Genomic DNA, 16824 nt, shown 5'->3' on the forward strand with positions numbered 1-16824 from the left:
AGTGGCAATCTTTACGGACCCCATCAGGGAACATGCTGATTTCGGGCCGGGCGATGCTGAATGGCTGCACCTCCTCGTGGGCGACTGGCAGATGGTTGCTGATCTTGCCTTTGCCGACCTGGCCTTGTGGTTCCCGCATCCGGACCACGGTTACGTGGCGCTGGCTCACGTCCGGCCCTCGACGACGCACACAGTCTTCCACGGAGACTTTGTCGGCGAGGGCATCCGTTCCGATCTGCAGCCCCTGGTGGACAAAGCCTGGGCCAGCCGGTCCATTGAACGCTCCAGTGAAACCAACTGGAGCAGCGACATGGCACTGAGGGTGGAAGCTGTGCCGATGGTCCGGAACGGCAGGACCCTGGCTGTCGTGACCACCCACATGGACCTGTCCAGCTCCCGGATGCCATCCCGCCTGGAACTCACGTATCGTCAGTGTGCCTATGACCTGCTCCGCATGGGAACGCTGGGATTGTGGCCCGATTTCGCGTCGCCCACTGGCTCGCGACGCGGAGCGCCACGTGTGGGGGACGGCCTCATCAGGCTCGATGCGGAGGGCATCGTGCAATATGCCAGCCCCAACGGCGTGTCCGCCTTTCGACGGCTGGGCGACGGCGAGTCCCTCGAGGGCCGTTCGCTGGCCGAGGTCACGGCGAGCCTGCTCAAGGACCGGCGCATGGTGGATGAGACCTTGCCGCTGGTGGTGACAGGGCGGATGCCGTGGCGGAGCGAGATCGAATCCCGCGGGGTGAGTCTTTCGCTGCGCGCCATTCCGCTGCGCGATGAGCAGCAGCGTTTCGGCGCCCTGGTGCTGTGCCGTGACGTCTCGGAACTGCGGCGGCGTGAGATGGAACTCGTCACGAAGGACGCAACCATCCGGGAGATCCACCACAGAGTCAAGAACAACCTTCAGACGGTGGCCGCGTTGCTGCGCATGCAGTCCCGCCGAATGGTCAGTGATGAAGCCAAACAAGGCCTGGAACAGGCAATGCGGCGGGTGGCAACCATTGCCCTGGTCCACGAAACACTTTCACAGGGGCTGGCCCAGAGCGTTGATTTTGATGAGCTCATCGGCCGCCAGTTCCGGCTCTCGGCCGAAGTAGCATCGCCCTCACAGCAGGTGAAAACTGAGCGGTCCGGGCTCTTCGGTGAGCTGCCCAGCGATTTCGCCACGCCGCTGGCGCTGGTCATCAACGAACTGGTGACCAACGCCGTCGAGCACGGTCTTGAGGGCCGCACGGGAACGGTATGGCTTCTGGCTGACCGCTCCGAAGGGGAAGATGGCGACGAACTCCTGACCGTGACGGTGGCGGATGACGGAGTAGGCCTGCCTGACACACCACATCTGGAAGGGCTGGGGCTGCAGATCGTACGCACACTGGTCACCAGCGAACTTGGCGGCTCCATCCAGTGGAAGCCGCGGGAAGGCGGGGGAACGGCAGTACAGATCCGCTTAAGCCTCGCGGCCAAATAGTGGTTACAGCGCCCTGCCGAGGATTTCCGGTATAAAGCGTCCGGCTTGAAACTGCGGTTCTAGGAGTACGGGAAACTTAAAAGGCAATGGCCGCGACCCTTTGGGTCGCGGCCATGGCCTGACGTTATTTGACTCTCGGTCAGGAGGCGCGGCGTGCGCGCGCTGCGCGGCGCTTCAGTGCGCGACGCTCGTCTTCACTCATTCCGCCCCACACCCCGGCGTCCTGTCCGGATTCAAGAGCCCACTGAAGACAGGTATCGACAACCGGGCAGCGCCGGCAGACGCTTTTGGCTTCCTCGATCTGGAGTAGGGCAGGGCCCGTGTTTCCGACCGGGAAAAACAGTTCCGGGTCCTTGTCAAGGCACGCCGCGCGGTTACGCCAATCCATGCTGATCAGTTGCTCCATTTCTGGGAAGAGCCCTTTGTGAAATTATTCACTAGGAGCTACAAAGGAAAGGGGCCCGTCGGGCCCCCTTGGTCATCTGAATTAAGCCTGTCATGTTAACGCTGTGTAAACAAGGGGTAATAAGGCCCGATATCCCTGGAAACCTGAGCGATACATCACATCTGTGCTGATGGCCCCCACTACAGTCCGACTATGTCCGGTAGGGTGCCAGTGTGTCAAGACCCCCGCTGAACCCTGAAAACCCGTCGTCCGACCCGTCTGATGACGGCTCCGGGTCCTCCGGAGGGCAGGAACCAGTGACGGCGGCGGACTCCCGGCGGCCTCGCGCTCTTGCCGTGATAGCCACCATCGTTGCGGCGGAAGCCATAGCCCTGCTGGCCGCCGGATGCTGGTATGCCTACGAGCTGATCACTGGCGCGCCCGTGCTGTCGTTTTGGGGCGCTGTCTTCACGCTCGCGCTCTTGCTGGCATTCTCCGTATGGCTTTTTACAGTGGGCCACTTCCTATTCCGCGGATACCGCTGGACACGGTCGGCCGCCCTGGTTGCCCAGGCGATCGTTCTGACTATCGGATTCCCGACGCTGACCGGCGGGTTGTTATGGGCAGGGCTCGCCATGGTGGTGCCGGCGCTGACAGCCATCGTGCTGCTCTTCGACAAACGTGTTATTGCTTATGCGTCCCGCACAGGCGGATCATCTCCGGCCTTATGATGCCAGGCTGGCGACGGGCGGCTTGGGACAGCTGACTCGGCCGAGGCGGCGCTTCCGGGCCGGGGCGGAGTCGAGGGGACGAGGCCAGGGGGCACCCAGCCAAGCTGGACGCTCGTCGACCGGCTTTCTGAGATCAGGACGCTCCGGCCAGGCGGGGGATTTGATTCGACCTCGAACCGAACACCGAAAATATCGCCGTCGGTGAAGGTACGCGGGGCGATCAGCAATCCGGTCCCCGTGCCCCGGGCGCTCAGCATCAACGGAACACGCTGGACAATGGAGGGGCTGAAAGCGGCAGTCAGTACAACGTTGAAGCCCATCGTATGGAGGTCTGCGAGGTCCTGGTTCGCGGCCGGCGGAAGCAGATCGGCGTCGTCAACCAAAGCGATCGAACCCGGGTCAAGCTCACCGGCGGCAGCCCTGCGGCGGACTTCAGACCAGTAGCGGACTGGTTCAGTCGCCCCTTCCGGCAAAAGCCAGGGACCTGCGCCGGCGTTGAGTCTGGGCAGCAGCTGCAGAAAGTTGGATTTTCCGGAGGAAGGTCCGCCCAAGGCAGCCAGGACTGCGCCTGCCGGCAGCCGGAGACCGACCGGAGTCAGCTCGTCGCCGCCCACCCCTATATACAGCCGATGGTGCCGTCGGGAGGGCTGGCCGGGCTGCCCCGTGGGGGACCGTTTGGCAGTGCAAAACATTCCGTCCTTCTGTCCACGGGCCAGCAGTTCCGGGACGGGCACTTTCGCTGGCAATGGCTCGATCCTGAACGGACGCCTGAGGACGCGCACGAGGCCCACGCCCGTAGCAGAACTGACCTGGCTATCGCTGTGGGAAGGCGTGTAAAACTGGCAGACCGCAACCCTGCCCGCCGAGAGCGCGCCGAAAGCCACGGCCCGCCCCCGCACGCTGGCGGTCTCAGGCATTCGTGGCCAGGAGATGCGGCTGTCCTCGCTGGATCCGACCGGAAAATAGACACGGTTCGGGATCGACCCGAAGAATCTGGCGGATACCAGTTCGCGCTGTCCCGAAAGGAGCATGGTGAGCCCCGCCTTGCCACCGTCCCGGACAAGATCCTGGACCAGGTCCTCGGCCCAGGCCAGGGGACCGGAGCGGAAGGCCGAGACCCAGGACCCCCACCCCGTGATCACCACGACAAGAGGCGTTGTGTCATCGGGAAGGGGACGGGTGAGCCGTTCGGACTGCTCCCGGGCCAGGCGCTCCAGAATGCGTACCGCGCGCCGCAGTTCGTGCAGGCCGGCATGGGCGCCCGTTCTGCCGTGCCCGGCCATGGCGTTGAAGGTGTTGTCGGCGTCGAGAATGTAGAAATGCGATTCCATGGGGTGGCAGGCGAGAGCATCCACGGCGGACGCCAGGGTCTCGCGGGCACCCGACTCTGATCCTCCGATGAGTGCAAGGTGTCCATGGCGGGCGGGTGCCCACGCGACAGGAATTGTCCGCTGCTCGTCGGGTAGGTCCATCAGGCCAAGCCGGATCGACCGGCCGCCGAAGATGCCGTCCTGCTCCGCCGCTGGCAGGCCAGGATATGTCGAGGGCGATTCGCTGCTGGCCGATTCCATCACCTCCCTTTTTGACAGTACGGTCGGAAGCGGCGCCGCAACCGGCCGCCGGACGGCTCTTCCGCCCATAGCAGTCCACAGCCCGGTCATGGCCGTTACTAGGGGAGCTGCGGCCAGTGCAGGCGTGATGAGAGCAGGATCTGTTGCAGGATGCGGGCCGCCGGCCGGCGACTCCAGTGCTTCTGTGGCGAGCCTGACCTTGACTCCTACGCATCTGCGTTCAACCGCAGCGGTGCTGAGTGACGCAGCCTGGAACTCCTGGGGAGCTTCCGTCCCTCGCACAAGGTAGGCCCTCCCAGGTGTGTCCAGGCTGATCCCTGCCGCGGCCTTGGAATTGATGATGTCCAAGGATTCCATCTCCGACTGCACGCGCAGGGCGATGCTGGTGGTCACGTTCGCGCGGATATCCGCCGTCAGTGCACCCTGCGGGCGCTGTGTCGCCATGACCAGGTGAACACCCAGGGATCGTCCGATTGCGGCGATTCTCATCAGCTCACGCAGAGCCTCGGGCGCTTGCTCCACGAGCATGCGGAACTCGTCGATGACCAGGACGAGGTGTGGGAGCGGTGAGTCCTGTCCCGCCTGGGAGGCCCGGTATGACGCCAGGTCAGGTGCCTTGACCGCCGCGAGGAGTTCCTCCCGGAGCCTGATCTCAGCCCGCAGGGACGCCAGCGAGCGTTCGACTTCGTGGCTTGTCAGATCGGTAAGCATTCCAACACAGTGGGGGAGAGCCGTTAGCGGTCCCAGCCCGGACCCGCCTTTGAAATCCACAAACAGGAAGTTGACGCGGTCTGGCGGGTAGCAGAGAGCCAGCGCCATGGTCAGGCTGCGCAGGAGTTCGGACTTGCCGGAGCCGGTGGTGCCGGCGACCAGCAGGTGGGGGCCATCGCTTTGGAGGTCCAGGACCCGTTTTCCCTCAGCGCCCTGTCCAATAGGAACAGCGAGACCAGGGCTCAACTGGCTGCCTGCCCATCGTGAAGAGATGTCGGAAGGCGACAGGGAGAGCGTGGCGCCCAAGGAACACGTTGCCGGAATTGTTGCCTCTGTGTGACCCGGGAGGGCAGCTTCGCGGGCGAACTGACGGCAAAAACGACTGAAGACCTGATCAGGTACAAGATCGGGTACGAAGCGGATGCATTCCGTTGGCGTGTGCAGCAGCGACCGGTGTTCATCAAGTTCGACGTCGGCCGTCGTCGTCCCGCCGTCGCCTCGCCAGAGGCGGATAACCTGCCAGTTCTCCCGGAGAGCGCGTGCGATGTTCCCCGAGCCGGGGTCGGGGCCGTCCTCGCCGCCGTCGAGAAGCAGCACAGCATGGTGATAAGACGGCCCGTATCCCCTGAGCACCAATGCCTCCAGGGCCGCGTGGTCGGGCGCGAGAGTGACGCCGGGCAGGTATCGCCCGGCCAGCGGAAGATGTTCCACGGTGCCATGGACCACCACGAAGGTGTCGTGGCCTCGCGGATAACCGCGCAGTTGCATGAGGACCGACCGGACCAGGCCGTCGATGGCCATACTCGGGCCGCGGACTGTGGTCAGTGGTTTGGTTGGATCCAGCGTCAGCGGCATCAGCCCGGCAGAGGGGATGGCTTTGTCCGGAGTTGCCGGTTCGAACCGGACATTCGCTTCCTGTACGGCTTGGCCCAGCCGGAGCCAGATGCCCTGATCGCTGTCCTCCCGGGCACCCGGACGTTCGAGTGAAAGCCGCCCCGCGATGGCAACGTCAGAAAGCGGGGGCGCGGACCGTCGTCGTCGTTCCTTGTCCTCCCTGACCGCAGACGCAAGCGCTGCGGCGAACGCCCGGCGCTGCCGGCGCCCTGAAAAGACGGGCACCACGATGGAGATCGCCGAGACTGCACTGAACGCCAGGAACATCCACATGCCAGTGAAGACTGCCAACCCGACTCCAAGGACGAGGGGGAGCGCAGCCGTGAGCAGCAGGACCGAACGGTTTCCTGTATCTACATGGCGGCTGACAACCAGGGGCGTCTGGACACAGCTTCCTGCATCATCCAGGTTGGGGCCGGGTGATTCCAGGAAAATGAGTGACAAGGATGAGTTCCCGCAGCGGATGGTGGAGGCCGTCGAAACGACGGCCGTTTTTATCCGCTCACCGTCCACTTCTGTCCCGTTGGCACTGTCGAGATCAACGATCGTGATGGCAGTATCCGTCACAATCAGGCGTGCGTGCTCCCTGGAAAGCTCCGGATCGGGGATGAGGATGTCGGTGCCGCTCCGCCCGATGCTGTAGGTTCCGCGCCTCAGGGGAACCACAGTTCCTGCGCCGGCGCCACTGTGTACGGCCAAGGCAAGGGTAAAGGCGGACCCGGAGTCGGTTCGTCCTGACCGGGGAGAGAACCTGGTACCGGCGCCGTCGACGAGGATCGCACCGTGGACCAGGGGTGGTTCGCCGAGCTTCATCGCAGCCATTCGTAGCCCGTCCACCGCGAGCTGACTGGTTCCGAACCTGGCGGAAATCCCTGCCTCCAGGTCCGCGCCGGACGTCCCGGGCGGGGCATCGATGGTGAGTTCGACGGGCGGGCCCTGCAGCCTGGATCCCGGGCTGCCGGCCAAGGTGCAATGCAGTGGCATGTCACGAGTCCTCATGGTCAGCGTGAATCCACGCTAGCCATCGGACGTCCTGGTTGTCCCGGAGCCGTTGCCGCATGTGGATAATTCGCCAGCTCCGCTTCGCCTGTATGTCTGGGGCCCGCGTCCTGCCAGCTAGTATGAATGACGATGTCGTGAGTCTATGAGGAAGGACATTCACGCGTGATAGTAGTTGCGGACAACGCCGATGTTTCAGCTGAGGCGGTCATCGGTGACGGGTCCAGAATCTGGCATCTTGCCCAGATACGGGAAGAGGCGCGGCTCGGCATGAACTGCATCATCGGCCGGGGCGCCTACATTGGGACCGGAGTCACGATGGGGGACAACTGCAAGGTCCAGAACTATGCCCTGGTTTATGAGCCCGCCCAACTTGAAGACGGAGTCTTCATCGGCCCTGCGGTCGTACTAACGAATGATACTTATCCCCGCGCCATCACGCCGGAAGGCGGACTGAAAAGCGCGCATGACTGGGTTCCGGTCGGTGTCAACATCAAGCAGGGAGCATCCGTAGGTGCACGGGCGGTGTGCGTGGCGCCCCTGACAATCGGCCGGTGGGCAACAATCGCGGCCGGCGCTGTCGTGACGAAGGACGTCCCCGATTTTGCGCTCATGGCCGGAGTCCCGGCGAAGCGCCGCGGCTGGGTCGGAAAAGCCGGATTTCCGCTGACCAGGAGCGGCGGGCAGTGGGTGTGCCCCGAAACCGGTGCAAAGTATGTCGAACACGATGAAATTCTTCGAGAGGTAGAGGTATGAGCCAGGAATTCATCCCCCCAGCCAAGCCCATTATCGGCGACGACGAGCGCAAGGCCGTCGACGCCGTGCTCGCAACAGGTCAGCTGGCGCAGGGGACGGAGGTCGCCGCGTTTGAGCAGGAATTCTCTGACGTCCTGCTGGACGGGCGCGCTGCCGTGGCTGTCAACTCCGGAACGTCCGGCCTCCACCTCGGGCTTCTCGCCGCAGGCATCGGGCCAGGCGATGAGGTCATTGTTCCTTCCTTCACCTTTGCGGCCACAGCCAACTCTGTCGCACTCACAGGAGCAACGCCGGTCTTCGCGGATATCGAGCTGGAGCATTTCACCCTTGATCCGACGTCGGTCGAATCGAAGATCACCGGGAAGACCGCAGGCATCATGCCTGTCCACCTCTACGGCCACCCGTTCGACGTTCAGGCTATAGGTGCAGTTGCGTCAAAGCACGGCGTCAAGGTTTTTGAAGATGCGGCGCAGGCCCACGGCGCCGCCGTCAACGGACGGAAAGTCGGGACATTCGGCGACTTCGCCATGTTCAGCCTGTACCCGACCAAGAACATGACCTCAGGTGAAGGGGGAATGGTCAGCACGGGCCTCCCGGACGTCGAACGGAAACTCCGCCTGCTCCGGAACCAGGGAATGGAACGCCACTACGAAAACGAACTGGTTGGGTTTAATGCACGCATGACAAACATCCACGCCGCCATCGGGCGCGTCCAGCTGACCAAGGTGCTGGGCTGGACGAAGACCCGCCAGGAAAACGCCGCCTTCCTGACTGAAAACCTTGAGGGCGTCGTTACTCCCGTAGTCGCTGAGGGCTGCGAGCACGTTTATCACCAGTACACGATCCGGGTCGCCGATGACCGGGACGGCTTCGCCAAGGCCTTGCGGGCAGAGTACAACGTTGGCTGCGGAATTTATTACCCGATTCCAAACCACCGGCTGGCCCCGTTCCAGACAGAGGATGACCTGCCGGCCACTGATGAGGCGTCCAGGACTGTCCTCTCCCTGCCGGTCCACCCCTCTCTCACCCAGGAAGACCTCGAGCGCATCGTCTCGGCCGTAAATGCCATCGCAAAGGCAGGAAGCTAATGGCGAACTTGCGTGCCGGCCTTGTAGGACTCGGAATGATGGGCCGGCATCACGCCCGGGTCATCCGGGAGCTTGAGGGAGTGGACCTTGTCGCCGTGGCTGATTCTTTCGGCGACCAGCACGGCGCTGCCGATGGCCTGAAGGTATGCGGCAGTGTCGATGATTTGATCGCCCAGGGGATCGACATTGCCGTGGTGGCGGTGCCAACAAACCTCCACGAGGAGGTCGCAATGCAGCTGGCCGCGGCCGGCATCCATTGCCTCGTGGAAAAACCCATCGCTGCTGATTCGGAGTCGGGCGGCCGGATCGCGGCTGAGTTCGAACGCCGGGGGCTGATTGGTGCCGTCGGCCACATCGAACGGTTCAATCCCGCCCTGCAAAGCCTCCGGAAACGGCTGGAGTCGGGGGATCTAGGCGATGTCTACCACATTTCCACCCGTCGACAAGGCCCATTCCCGTCTCGAATCGCAGACGTCGGAGTAGTCAAAGACCTCGCGACGCACGACATCGACCTGACAGCATGGCTGGCTCAAAGTAACTACGTCGACGTGATGGCACACACGACCTCCCGCAGCGGACGCGAACACGAAGACATGGTGACTGCGATCGGACACCTGGGCGGCGGCATCGTCACCAACCACATCGTGAACTGGTTGTCTCCCATGAAAGAACGCACTGCGATTGTCCTGGGTGAACGGGGCGCTTTCGTGGCAGACACCATCTCGGCGGACCTTACGTTCGTAGAGAACGGGACCTTCCAGACCGAGTGGGAATCCATGGCGGCCTTCCGGGGTGTGTCTGAGGGCTCCAGCACCAGGTTCGCGCTGGCCAAGCGTGAACCGCTGAAAATGGAGCACGAGGCGTTTCGGGATGCGGTACTGGGCAAGTCCATGAATATCGTCACCATGGCCGAGGGGTTGGAGACGCTGCGTGTGGCAGAAGCCGTTTTGGAGTCTGCCAGGACCGGCGCCGTCGTTACCCTCCAGGTCCCGGAGAGGGAGCCCCGGAGGCAGTAAATATCAGCTGTTGGCCTGCACCCGGTTTGTTTGCCGCCGCCGGCCGGCCCCGATGTGGAATGCGGCCGGCAACCGTCGGGCGGCCACGTCAAGGTAACCTTGACCAGTAAACCCGGGCACTCGTGTGCCCTGCACCCCACCACACAGGAGAGTTTGTGACTGCTGACCTCGTCATCGTAGGGTCTGGCTTTTTTGGCCTGACAATCGCAGAACAGGCCGCCACCGAGCTTGGTCTGAAGGTTGTCGTCATGGACAGACGCCACCACATCGGTGGCAACGCCTACAGCGAGAACGAAGAGCAGACGGGCATCGAGGTGCACCGCTACGGGGCACACCTGTTCCACACCTCCAACGAGCGGGTCTGGGAGTACGTCAACCGTTTCACCACGTTCACAAACTACGTCCACAAGGTTTACGGGGTGCACAAGGGCGAGGTCTACTCGCTGCCCATCAACCTGGCGACCATCAACCAGTTCTTCCGGGCCAATCTGACTCCAGGCCAGGCCGAGGCCCTGATCCGGGAGCAGGCCGGCGAACTGGCAGGAACGGATCCCCAGAACCTCAACGACAAGGGAATCCAGCTTATTGGCCGTCCGCTGTACGAGGCCTTTATCAAGCACTACACCGGCAAGCAGTGGCAGACGGACCCCAAGGACCTGCCCGCGGGCATCATTTCCCGCCTCCCCGTGCGCTATAACTACGACAACCGCTACTTCAACGACAAGTACGAGGGCCTGCCCACGAACGGTTACACGGCCTGGATCGAAAAAATGGCGGAGCACCCGAATATCGAAGTGAGGCTCAATACGGACTTCTTCGACGAGTCCCACGAGTACAGCAGGAACAGGGTCGTCGGCAACATCCCGGTGATCTACACAGGGCCAGTGGACCGCTACTTCGACTTTGTCGAAGGCGACCTTTCCTGGCGCACGATCGACTTCGAAGAAGAAGTGCTCGACGTCGGCGACTTCCAAGGAACGTCGGTGGTCAACTACAACGACGCGGACGTGCCGTACACGCGCATCATTGAACCCCGGCATTTCCACCCCGAGCGCAATTACCAGACCGAAAAAACGGTCATCATGCGTGAATTTTCCCGCGCCGCCGAAAAGAACGACGAGCCTTACTACCCGATCAACACGCCGACAGACCGGGAACGGTTGCTCAAATACCGTGACCTGGCCGCAGGCGAGGAGAACGTCCTGTTTGGCGGGCGCCTTGGCACGTACAAGTACCTTGACATGCACATGGCCATCGGCTCGGCCCTGACCATGTTCGACAACAAAATCCGGCCGCACTTCGAAAGTGGCGCCAAGCTTGAAAGCGGAGGAGTGGACGCATGAGCCCACAAGAAGCAACTACGGACCGGGCAACAATCCAGCGTGTCATTCTGCCCTCGGCCGATCAGACCGACACGGTGTCCCTCTATGTGGATGCCGGCAGTGCACGCGGCGTACGGCTCCGGGAGACTGACGAACTCGCCCGAACTCCTAAGCTGCTCGAAGACAAGCTGCAGATGGTCAGTTCGGAGAGCCGTGAGGCGCACTTCGAAGACCTCCTGGACCGCCACTCAATGCGCGTCCGCTCGGGCGACCAGATTTCCTTCGGCACATACTTTAACGCCTTCCCGGCCAGCTATTGGCGCCGCTGGACCTCCGTGCGGGACGTCCGCCTGGTCGTTGAGACCAGCGGCCCGGGAACGGTGACCGTCTACAAGTCCAATGCCCGCGGATCGGTGCAGAGGGTCGACGGTAAGCACGTCGACGGCGAAGCCACCTCCGTGTTCGACCTGTCGCTCAAGCCCTTCGGCGACGGCGGCTGGTACTGGTTCGACCTGGCGGCCGGGACCGGGGATCTGTTCCTTAAGAACGGCCAGTGGGAGACGTCGGGCCTGCCTGCCAATAAAGGCCAGGTGACCCTCGAAATCACCACCATGAACAAGCCCGATTTCTGCCTGAACAATGCCCGTATCCTGGCGGAGAACCCTGACGTCCTTGAGAACGTCAAGGAAATTCTGATCGTGGACCAGGGAACGCAGAAGGTTGAGGACCAGGAGGGTTTCGCGGCGGTCCGGGATGCCCTCGACGGTAAGCTCCGGGTCATCAACCAGGCCAACCTCGGCGGCTCGGGAGGCTTCGCACGCGGCATGTTCGAGGCCGTCGAGAACGGCAGCGACTATGCTCTCCTGCTCGATGACGACATCGTCGTCGAACCCGAAAGCATCGTGCGGCTGCTGACTTTCGCTGACTACTGCCGCAAGCCAACAATTGTTGGCGGACACATGTTCGACCTCTACAACCGCAGCATTCTGCACACTTTCGGCGAGGTTGTGGACCCGTACCGGATCGTCCCGGCCTTGCCGCATGCCGACATGGAGACGAGGCACGATTTCAGTGTCTCCAACCTGCGCCAGACCCCGTGGCTGCACCGCCGGGTGGACGTGGACTACAACGGCTGGTGGATGTGCCTTATCCCGACGAAGGTGATCCGGGAAATCGGGCTGTCCCTGCCGCTGTTCATCAAGTGGGACGACGCCGAATATGGCCTGCGCGCCCGTGAAGCGGGCTTTGCCACTGTTTCGCTGCCAGGGGCTGCCGTCTGGCACGTGTCCTGGATCGACAAGGATGACCTCGTTGGCTGGCAGGCCTACTTCCACGCGCGCAACCGGCTGATCACCACCCTGATCCACAGCCCTTATCCCAAGGGCGGAAGGGTCTTGCGCGAGTCAGTACAGACCGACGTCAAACACCTCGTGTCAATGCAGTACTTTACCGAGCAGGGGCGCATCGATGCGCTGCGCGACCTCCTCAAGGGCCCGGATGACTTGCACAAGGTCCTATCGACGAAGCTGCCGGAAATCAATGCCCTGAAAGCACAGTATCCGGACGCGCAGCTGAAGGAAGACGTGGATGACTTCCCGTCACCGAAGCTGGGCCGCGGACCCATGGGCGGCACCGTCGTCGGACTGCCCAGCAAGAAGCAACTGATTCCGTGGGGCATCAAGACGGTCGCACGCCAGCTCATCAAGGCACCCGGACCTGAAAGTGCCGAAAGGCCCCAAGGCTATCTGGCCCACCGCGACAACCGCTGGTACCGGGTGGCGCACTATGACAGCGTCGTGGTCACCAATGCGGAGGGCACGGGCGCGTCGTGGTACCAGCGTGACCCAAAGAAACTCAAAGCGATGTTGACGGAAGCCACCATGCTGCACGCAAAGCTGTTCCGTGAATGGGACAACCTTGCCGGGCAATACCGCCGCGCGGTGGCTGAGATCAGCTCGATCGACGCGTGGAAGAAGACGTTCGAGGCGAATTCCGAGGGTGGCAGCTAAATGGCAGGCGAAGGCGACCAGCTGATCAGGCCGGGGAGCGGCCGTGGTCTCCTGGACGTTTACGGGGACCGGTTCCTTTTGAAGCTGCTGGTACGCAAGGAAATCAAGGTGCGCTACCGGGGCTCAGTACTCGGGCTCTTGTGGTCCTACGTAAAACCGCTGGTGCAGTTCCTCATCTACTTCGTGGCGCTGGGCATCTTCCTGAACCTTCAGCGCGGAACCCCCAACTATGCGATCTACCTTTTTGCGGGCATCGTGCTGGTCAACTTCTTCACGGAGTCGCTGTCCAACGCCACACGGTCGATCGTCGATAACCGCGATCTCATCCGGAAGATCTATCTGCCCCGTGAGCTTTTCCCGGTGGCCACAGTATGGGTGTCGGCGGCGCATTTTCTGCCGCAACTTCTCGTCCTGATCGGCGCGTGCCTTGTTGTGGGCTGGGCGCCGTCGATCTTGCAGCTGGCGGCTGTTGTCCTGATATTCCTGATGGTCTCGGTGCTCGCAACGGGGCTGGGCCTGATCTTCGGCGCGGTTAACGTCTATTTCCGGGATTCAGAGAACATTGTGGACATGATCGTGATGGTGGTGACGTGGGCTTCGCCGGTCCTCTACGTCTGGTCGATGGTTAAAAGCGTGATGGGACCGTGGTTCTGGCTGTATCAGCTGAACCCGATGACAGTCGCCGTCGAAGTCTTCCACTGGGCGTTTTGGGAACCCACGCTCAGAGCGGACCAACTTTCGATCGGACCCATTCCCCCTGACCTTCTGACGATCTGGCTTCCGGTCGCCATTCTCATCTCGCTGGTTGTGCTTTTCCTCGGACAGCTGACTTTCCGCCGCCTCGCCATCCATTTCGCACAGGAGCTCTGACATGACGCCGCATGGCCATGTAGCCATCAGTTGCATTGACCTCCGGAAGCAGTTCGTCCTGCGCCATACCAGATCCCTGAAGGAAGCCCTCGTATGGCTGGTGAAGGGACGTAAAGGGGACCTGTCCAAGAAGTTCCTGGCACTCAAGGATGTCTCCCTTGAAGTAAAACAGGGGGAAACGGTTGCCCTCCTCGGGCTGAACGGCTCGGGCAAGTCAACGCTCCTGAAACTCATTTCGGGCGTTCTGCAGCCTGACGGCGGGACGGTCCGCACCCGGGGACGAGTCGCGGGGCTGATTGAGGTGGGTGCCGGATTCCATCACGACCTCAGCGGCCGGGACAACGTGTACCTCAACGGCGCCATTCTCGGAATGACGGAAAAGCAAATCGACGAAATGTTCGACTCCATCGTTGAGTTTTCCGAGATCGGGGAATTCATTGACACGGAGGTGAAATTCTATTCGTCGGGCATGTACCTCCGGCTCGCATTCTCGATTGCCGTGCACACGGACCCGGAAGTGTTCCTGATCGATGAAATCCTTGCCGTCGGTGACGAACCGTTCCAGCGGAAATGCATCGCAAAGATCAAGGAGCTTTCCGCAAAAGGGAAGACGTTGTTCGTCGTCAGTCATGACCTGGATCTTGTTGCGACGGTGTGCGAGCGTGGCGTGCTCCTGGAACACGGCAACATCATCATGGACGGCGAAGTTCACGAGGTCGTCAGGGAACTGAGGCGGCGTTCCGAACACGCCGAATCCGAGGGCAGTTTGTGAGCCGTTTGAACAGAAGCCGCAGCTTCCTGTGGCTTGCAGGGACCGTAGGCGTCACGTTGCTGGGATCATTGATCCCGCTAACCACTAACAACAGGTTCTATTACTACGACGACACCCAGGCCGGGGCTTTCGGAATCTGGTTCGAAATTGGAACCAAGCTCAGTGCCGGCGAGTGGCCGCTCTTCAGCGACACTGCCTGGGGCGCAGGCAATTACGCTGCAGAGGGCCAATGGGGAATCTGGAATCCTCTCGTCCTCCTGATTGGATGGCTGGCAAGTACGTCCCCCAACATTGTGGTCTTTTCGACGGTTCTGAAGATCACCTGCCTTTGCGTCCTGGCGGCTGGCACTTTCCTGCTTGCCGGAAGCTACAAAGCAAGGCCGGAATGGGCCGCCATTGCAGGTGTGGCAGTCACTTTGACCGGCTTCACGGTGTATATCGACGCCGCCTCCTGGGTTACCGGGCTGATGGTGTTCAGCCTGCTTCCCCTTGCCTGGTTCGGTCTGCGCCGCATGGCGTTCGCTGGCGGTAACCCGATCCTGGCCCTGGTTGCGGCGTACGTGCTGATAACCATCGGCTATGTGCACGGAACGCTCATGCTGGCTGTCCTTTTCCTCGGCCTCTTCGCAGAGGCATGGCTGACGGCCAGGTCCCGGAACGTGATGTTCCGGCTCCTGCTTGCGGGCATGGTTTGCGGGTTTATTGCCCTGGCCGTCTATCTGCCGGGTGTCCTTACCGCTCCTGTAACGGCGCGGACCGGTGGAATCGCGAACAGCGGCTTCCTGACCCCTGACCTCACTGGACTCGCTACAGTCTGGGTTCCGGGAAGCCTGCCACAGATCACGGGCTGGTGGGGCGGTTTCGCGCCTGTTCCCCTTCTGTATGTGGCATGGTTCCTGCCAGTACTCGCAATCGTGGACTACGGGCGGATGTGGGCCGGCGGCAAGGAGCTCGCGGCAATCGGCGTTTTCGGGCTGCTGTCGTTAGGCCTGACACTTGCCCCGAGCGACCTTGGGCCGCTCCGTTTCCCCATCCGGCTCATGCCCTACGTCTCGCTGGCATTGCTGCTGGGGGCGGCTGTACTCCTTTCACGGTACAGAGTTGCCGTCCTGAGCCGGGGACGGCTGGCCGTTACCGCGGCCATCGTCATTTCCGGCCTGTACCTCGCCTGGAGCCAATACCCGTCAATCCGTATGGCTGCTGCTTTCGGACTGCTGTCTGTGGCGGGAATTGGCGGGCTGTACTTCCTGCTTTTCTCTCCCCGGGCCGCGCCGCGTCTTAAATCACCCGCGGCAACGGCCGCCGGCGTCATTCTTGTCAGTCTCGTAGTTGCTGCAGGACAGCACGCTGCATTCAAGGCCTCGCCGCTTCCGGATTACAGGATGCCGGACACCCCGCAAGCGTATTCCCGTCAACTTCCGGGTGCCGAGGGAGGAACTTTCGTGGTGGGGGATCCGACCAAGCTCGGCTCGCAGATATGGAACGAAACCCTGGCATCAAATGCCTGGTATCTGAATTCGGCCCAGGTGCAGAACCTGTATTCACCGATCATGTTCGCTAAATATGCTGAAGACCTCTGCATTACGAGCCACGGATGGACATGCTCCTCTGCAGGGAGAAAGCTTTTCGAGACGGATCCAGCCACCGGCAAAGTTCTGGCGGATCTCCTATCCCTGGATACGGTCCAGATACTGCGGGATCCAGCGGCCACGTCGGACGACATCTTTCGCGATGGCCCTCCGGCGGGATGGCACGAAAGCAGCAGGTCAGCTGATGCTGTCGTATGGATGCGTGACAGGCCGCTCTTAAATACGGGTCAGGTCGTCTGGGCTTCCGACGGCACCCGCCTCTCGCTGGTCTCCGAGAACAGCCAGGAAGTCGTTCTCCGGGTGGACGGACTGGACGGCGGTTCCGGGAAAGCAGTCCTCAGCAGGTTGGCATGGCCGGGGTACAGCGCCCAAGGGGCAAGCCTCGCGGCTCCCCTTCGCGGCTATCTTGTTGAACTGGACATACCCGCGAACTCAGTGGGCAAAAGCATCACCCTGCGTTTTGAACCGCCCGCCTGGCCGGCCGTCGTCGGAAGCATCATCATCGCTATTGTGGTCTCACTGGGCTGGAGCCTTGGCGAACTGGTCCTGTTACGACGCCGTCGTCCAGACAAGGCCTGGGCCGACAGGGCAATGGCAGAGCCAGTGAAAGCAGTGAGTCCCCAATAAAAAACGTTCGGAG

General features: G+C 62.1%; 12 protein-coding genes. 10 read left to right on the forward strand and 2 right to left on the reverse strand.

The window, feature by feature from the left end; all coding sequences use genetic code 11:
• The first annotated feature begins 1 nt into the window (after window position 1).
• Window positions 2–1471 carry a sensor histidine kinase gene (locus QFZ40_RS06085; protein WP_306903403.1) on the forward strand — a complete coding sequence of 490 codons (1470 nt, stop codon included), beginning with the start codon at window positions 2–4 and terminating at the stop codon, window positions 1469–1471.
• Between the two features lie 139 nt (window positions 1472–1610).
• Here QFZ40_RS06085 and QFZ40_RS06090 read toward each other — a convergent pair whose 3' ends face one another.
• A complete protein-coding gene (locus QFZ40_RS06090; RefSeq protein ID WP_003804966.1) occupies window positions 1611–1859 on the reverse strand; it encodes a WhiB family transcriptional regulator in 249 nt (82 codons plus the stop codon).
• A gap of 314 nt (window positions 1860–2173) precedes the next feature.
• On the opposite strand from QFZ40_RS06090, the gene QFZ40_RS06095 reads away from it, so the two are divergent.
• Window positions 2174–2587 (forward strand): hypothetical protein, encoded by a 414-nt coding sequence (locus QFZ40_RS06095; RefSeq protein ID WP_306906839.1) that lies wholly within the window; start codon window positions 2174–2176, stop codon window positions 2585–2587.
• Here QFZ40_RS06095 and QFZ40_RS06100 read toward each other — a convergent pair.
• Window positions 2548–6747 carry an FtsK/SpoIIIE domain-containing protein gene (locus QFZ40_RS06100; protein ID WP_306903404.1) on the reverse strand — a complete coding sequence of 1400 codons (4200 nt, stop codon included), beginning with the start codon at window positions 6745–6747 and terminating at the stop codon, window positions 2548–2550. The genes QFZ40_RS06095 and QFZ40_RS06100 overlap by 40 nt on opposite strands.
• Window positions 6748–6930: 183 nt before the next feature.
• On the opposite strand from QFZ40_RS06100, the gene QFZ40_RS06105 reads away from it, so the two are divergent.
• From QFZ40_RS06105 to QFZ40_RS06140, 8 genes are all read left to right on the forward strand, one after another.
• A complete protein-coding gene (locus tag QFZ40_RS06105; RefSeq protein ID WP_373427464.1) occupies window positions 6931–7518 on the forward strand; it encodes an acyltransferase in 588 nt (195 codons plus the stop codon).
• The gene (locus QFZ40_RS06110) at window positions 7515–8606 is read left to right on the forward strand and encodes a DegT/DnrJ/EryC1/StrS family aminotransferase (protein WP_306903407.1); all 1092 of its coding nucleotides are present in this window, start codon (window positions 7515–7517) and stop codon (window positions 8604–8606) included. The genes QFZ40_RS06105 and QFZ40_RS06110 overlap by 4 nt, the downstream gene beginning before the upstream one ends.
• The gene (locus QFZ40_RS06115) at window positions 8606–9622 is read left to right on the forward strand and encodes a Gfo/Idh/MocA family protein (protein WP_306903409.1); all 1017 of its coding nucleotides are present in this window, start codon (window positions 8606–8608) and stop codon (window positions 9620–9622) included. The genes QFZ40_RS06110 and QFZ40_RS06115 overlap by 1 nt, the downstream gene beginning before the upstream one ends.
• 122 nt (window positions 9623–9744) lie before the next feature.
• A complete protein-coding gene (glf, locus tag QFZ40_RS06120; protein ID WP_306903410.1) occupies window positions 9745–10965 on the forward strand; it encodes a UDP-galactopyranose mutase in 1221 nt (406 codons plus the stop codon).
• A complete protein-coding gene (locus tag QFZ40_RS06125) occupies window positions 10962–12953 on the forward strand; it encodes a glycosyltransferase (RefSeq protein ID WP_306903411.1) in 1992 nt (663 codons plus the stop codon). Before glf ends, QFZ40_RS06125 begins: the two co-directional genes overlap by 4 nt.
• A complete protein-coding gene (locus QFZ40_RS06130; RefSeq protein ID WP_306903412.1) occupies window positions 12954–13823 on the forward strand; it encodes an ABC transporter permease in 870 nt (289 codons plus the stop codon).
• A gap of 1 nt (window position 13824) precedes the next feature.
• On the forward strand, window positions 13825–14595 hold the full coding sequence (locus QFZ40_RS06135) for an ABC transporter ATP-binding protein (protein ID WP_306903413.1): 771 nt from the start codon (window positions 13825–13827) through the stop codon (window positions 14593–14595).
• The gene (locus tag QFZ40_RS06140; protein ID WP_306903415.1) at window positions 14592–16811 is read left to right on the forward strand and encodes a hypothetical protein; all 2220 of its coding nucleotides are present in this window, start codon (window positions 14592–14594) and stop codon (window positions 16809–16811) included. Before QFZ40_RS06135 ends, QFZ40_RS06140 begins: the two co-directional genes overlap by 4 nt.
• Window positions 16812–16824 lie beyond the last annotated feature (13 nt).

The sequence above is a fragment of the Arthrobacter pascens genome (assembly GCF_030816475.1).
GTDB lineage: Bacteria > Actinomycetota > Actinomycetes > Actinomycetales > Micrococcaceae > Arthrobacter > Arthrobacter pascens_B.